Here is a 2664-nt window from a genome sequence, read left to right as displayed (position 1 = left end):
GTGGTCTCCGTTCGTCCTAAGCAAACAAACAGAATCACAACTGGCTGATTTCACTCAACTCTTTTTCGGTCAGGCTCTTAGGTATCGCTCGAAGCCGGCGTGATTGAAGTGAAACGAAGGGTAGAGTCCAGACTCACCCGTTGCCAGCAACTCGTCGATTTCCACTTGCGATGCCTTCTTTATGATTAACTCAAAGCCAGGGATGCACGTGTGAAGGTTCTCACCTGCGGCAATTCTCGCCGACAGCAGAGGGAAGAAACCGCCGACGCGGCATTCGATTTCCGGTATGCCCGATCCGCCGAACATGCGGTAGTAGCGATCCGGGATTCCTCCACCCCTCCAATTCTCATAGAGCACACCAAGCTTGTGGGTGGCGCCGGCTTCACCAATGAAAACGTCCAGGTCGAGCTCATTGCGACACAACGTGTCAATCAGGTTGAGCGAGCCCCCCCTCCCCTGGGCCAAGCGGAAACACCGTCGGAGCCTCTATGACCGTTACATCGACATCAACGTCGAAAACACGGCGAAGCGCTATCGCTGCAAGCCAACCGACAATGCCGCCGCCGATAATTCCTATGCGCTTCGCATTCGTCAGATCCAGCATCACTTTTCACTATCGTCAAGATTATGTTAAGAGGCGGCGCATCTGCAGAGAGAACCAACAGTAAGACTCAATGTAGGATCATCTGAAGCGGTAGCATTCCCCAGATTGTGCCGTCGGGCAGCAATCCGGCAGCGCTAACCTGAGCAAAGGCGCCAACGTATTCTCGGCGACTACCATGATCAGCTCCATTGATTGGAAGGTCCTTGGCGACATTACGCAGATTCCATGTTCGCTTTCCAGAAAGGCTGCAGCTTACGCACTCTCTTGTTCCGCGCTTCAAGGGCTGACGCGGTCGCACGGCGCTGGTCCTCGGTGACAGTGAAGTCGGCCAGAAATCCAGCGTGGGCACTTGTCCTTGCACACCGAAAGCAAACCTCAGCGGGGATTTAGCCGCACGAGAGAGATTTCATGAAGCGGTTAGCAAGGGGCCGATCGAGAGTCCTCGTCCTCGAAGCACGGATCCCCATCAGTGCGCCCGTGAGTGCCCGCTATACGAGGGTCCCCGGGCTGTCCCTCTCCATGGAATTGCCCGGTCGTTTGACGAGCTCTCCGGGCGCAGTGAGCCCGCCAGAGCAGAAAGAGTACGTGTCCGAAATATGCTAGCTGCAGAAGCAGCGAACCAACCACAGTCGTGACGACTGCGTCACTGATGGACCCCGTTACGAGGTAGACTATAAGAGTGTTGGCGCATAGGAACAGCCATAGAATTCGATGAAAGATACCAAAAGACAACGCCGTTTTCCTGGTTTTGTTTGTGGGATCATGCGGCAATGTCGTCGGCCGCAACATGATTCTGGCGGTTTGGCCAAACACGCACTCCGGCTCCGCAGCCGATACAGCGGCCGGCGCTGTCGCCGGACATGATCACATGATCTGGTTGCTGGAATGATCGTCCTCGGCATCGCAAAAGACCGAGAATTTCACCTGCGTCATTGATCCCGTGAAGGTGCATACCTCGCGCCCCGAGTCAGCAGCCGCAGCCGATGCATAATAGATATTCCGGCACCAGCTGAAGCGGCGGGTCACGAACGAGCTTTTCATCGTGAATTCTCCGACGCGGCGAGTTCTCTTTTGGCAGCGTCCAACTGAGCAAAAGCGTCGAATGTTTTTTCGGCGACGCCCACTATTTCGGTCCAATAGTTCGGAAGGCACTCGGCAAGGTCATGCAATTGCGTCTTCGCAGTCGCAGCGCGTGACTGCAGTTTTTGAACCCTCTGCTTGAGTTTTTCAAGATCTGTCATGGTCTTATTCCTTGCAGGCACATTATGCCCGCGCCACGTCCGGATAAGCTTCGATGCTTTTGATCGCATCCTTGACCAACTTCGTGCCAGTCTTGGCGCATTTGCCAAGTGTATTGAAGCCGAAACGGTGAGCGTCACGTAGGGTCTTCGACAGCACCACCAGCCGCCTGGTTGTGAAGAGCACTCGGCCGATGCCCTCATCGCTGATCTCCAGCGTTCGCGAGATCAAAAGCCCCGAGCGCTCCTCGATAGCGACGCCGACGGCGGCGTAAAAAAGGTCGAGCCTCAACAGCACGTCCGGCTCGGGGTCGCCGATGACGGGGATGGCTCGCCGCTGCTCCTCCGTAACTGTGAAGTTGGCCAGCAACTCGGCGTCACATTTATCCCTCCATAATCCGTAGGAATCCTGAGCGCGGACCAACCGCGCGAGGCATTTCATGAAAGGAGTGGCCAACGATCCATCGTCACTGACAGCTCGAGTAAACCGGGGATCAGATAACGCTGTCATCATTTAGTCCTCGTCCTGAAGCACGGGCCCTCTTTAGTCGAGGCGATCCCGTGAGTGGCCGACAATACTACACAACCGTCTGTCTCTCTCCATGCAAAATTCATATGCCGCTATGCCCCTTTAGAATGATCAGGTGGCTGTCCGAATGCACTTCCGAGCGCAGTTCCGATAGCGCATGAGCTAAACGATCAGCCCATTTCAACGCTCGCGATCCCATGGTGCGGCTCCCGGGCCGGCGTTTTGCCGACCGCCGCTCTAGCGGGTCAGGTCATAGGAATAATCGGTCACCGCCGTCTGCATCGTTTCGCGAT

6 protein-coding genes are annotated in these 2664 nt (G+C 55.8%); all 6 read right to left on the bottom strand.

Going from position 1 to position 2664, the window contains the following annotated elements:
- Positions 1-69: 69 nt before the first annotated feature.
- The 6 genes from AU381_RS00135 to AU381_RS00125 all read right to left on the bottom strand — a co-directional run bounded on the left by AU381_RS00135 (position 70) and on the right by AU381_RS00125 (position 2356).
- Positions 70-465, bottom strand: coding sequence for a tryptophan 7-halogenase (locus AU381_RS00135; RefSeq protein WP_280137770.1), 396 nt, complete (start codon positions 463-465; stop codon positions 70-72).
- Positions 428-604 (bottom strand): tryptophan 7-halogenase, encoded by a 177-nt coding sequence (locus AU381_RS30990; RefSeq protein WP_280137769.1) that lies wholly within the window; start codon positions 602-604, stop codon positions 428-430. The genes AU381_RS00135 and AU381_RS30990 overlap by 38 nt, the downstream gene beginning before the upstream one ends.
- Before the next feature lie 417 nt (positions 605-1021).
- On the bottom strand, positions 1022-1393 hold the full coding sequence (locus AU381_RS27780; protein ID WP_223843491.1) for an exopolysaccharide production repressor protein: 372 nt from the start codon (positions 1391-1393) through the stop codon (positions 1022-1024).
- 75 nt (positions 1394-1468) lie between these two features.
- Positions 1469-1645 (bottom strand): hypothetical protein, encoded by a 177-nt coding sequence (locus AU381_RS30160; protein ID WP_010875125.1) that lies wholly within the window; start codon positions 1643-1645, stop codon positions 1469-1471.
- Complete coding sequence (locus AU381_RS00130; RefSeq protein ID WP_014857531.1) at positions 1642-1845, bottom strand: CCE_0567 family metalloprotein; 204 nt, start codon at positions 1843-1845, stop codon at positions 1642-1644. Before AU381_RS00130 ends, AU381_RS30160 begins: the two co-directional genes overlap by 4 nt.
- A 22-nt stretch (positions 1846-1867) precedes the next feature.
- On the bottom strand, positions 1868-2356 hold the full coding sequence (locus tag AU381_RS00125) for a NifX-associated nitrogen fixation protein (protein WP_014857530.1): 489 nt from the start codon (positions 2354-2356) through the stop codon (positions 1868-1870).
- Positions 2357-2664 lie beyond the last annotated feature (308 nt).

It is taken from the genome of Sinorhizobium glycinis (assembly GCF_001651865.1).
Taxonomy (GTDB): Bacteria; Pseudomonadota; Alphaproteobacteria; order Rhizobiales; family Rhizobiaceae; genus Sinorhizobium; species Sinorhizobium glycinis.
The sequence above is the reverse complement of the archived record's forward strand: the minus strand, read 5'-3'. Positions and strand labels throughout refer to the sequence as shown.

Excerpts from the sequence above, each read along its gene's own strand:
- AU381_RS30990 (WP_280137769.1), bottom strand. The coding sequence starts at position 604 with ATGCTGGATCTGACGAATGCGAAGCGCATAGGAATTATCGGCGGCGGC.
- AU381_RS27780 (WP_223843491.1), bottom strand. The coding sequence starts at position 1,393 with ATGTTGCGGCCGACGACATTGCCGCATGATCCCACAAACAAAACCAGG.
- AU381_RS30160 (WP_010875125.1), bottom strand. The coding sequence starts at position 1,645 with ATGAAAAGCTCGTTCGTGACCCGCCGCTTCAGCTGGTGCCGGAATATC.
- AU381_RS00130 (WP_014857531.1), bottom strand. The coding sequence starts at position 1,845 with ATGACAGATCTTGAAAAACTCAAGCAGAGGGTTCAAAAACTGCAGTCA.
- AU381_RS00125 (WP_014857530.1), bottom strand. The coding sequence starts at position 2,356 with ATGATGACAGCGTTATCTGATCCCCGGTTTACTCGAGCTGTCAGTGAC.